At 68.8% G+C, this 445-nt stretch carries 1 protein-coding gene; it reads left to right on the top strand.

Going from position 1 to position 445, the window contains the following annotated elements; all coding sequences use genetic code 11:
* Positions 1 to 4 precede the first annotated feature (4 nt).
* On the top strand, positions 5 to 445 hold a 441-nt coding region (locus tag EN884_RS38195; protein ID WP_128361242.1), incomplete at its 3' end, for a thiamine diphosphokinase.

A 445-nucleotide genomic window follows, 5' to 3' on the forward strand; every position in this document is an offset into this window, starting at 1 on the left:
CGATATGAGCACATTCACCATCCTGCTTGGCGGCGATCTCATCCGTGCGCCACGGCTCGACCGTCAGGTCAAAGGCTCCCGCGTCATCGCCGCCGACGCCGGCATCGGTCATGCGCGGTTGCTGGGTCTCGTGCCGGAGCTGTGGGTGGGTGATTTCGATTCGGTGCCGGCCAACCTGCCGGACGATCTCGCTTCCGTGCCGCGCCGGACCTTCCCGGCGGAAAAGGACCAGACCGATGGCGAACTTGCCGTCGCCGCGGCACTGGAGCGCGGCGCGACCCGCCTGGTGCTGGCCGGCGCCTTTGGCGGCAAGCGCGCCGACCACGCTTTTCTGCATCTGTCGCTCGCCCTGCGGCTGGCGGAGGCGGGAACGGACGTGCTTTTGACCAGCGGCGCTCAGGAAGGCATCCCCCTGCTGCGCGGAACGGCCGGCTTCGACTATGCC

Origin of the sequence: Mesorhizobium sp. M7A.F.Ca.AU.001.01.1.1 (assembly GCF_004022735.1) — a bacterium.
In the GTDB taxonomy this organism is placed as follows: domain Bacteria; phylum Pseudomonadota; class Alphaproteobacteria; order Rhizobiales; family Rhizobiaceae; genus Mesorhizobium; species Mesorhizobium ciceri.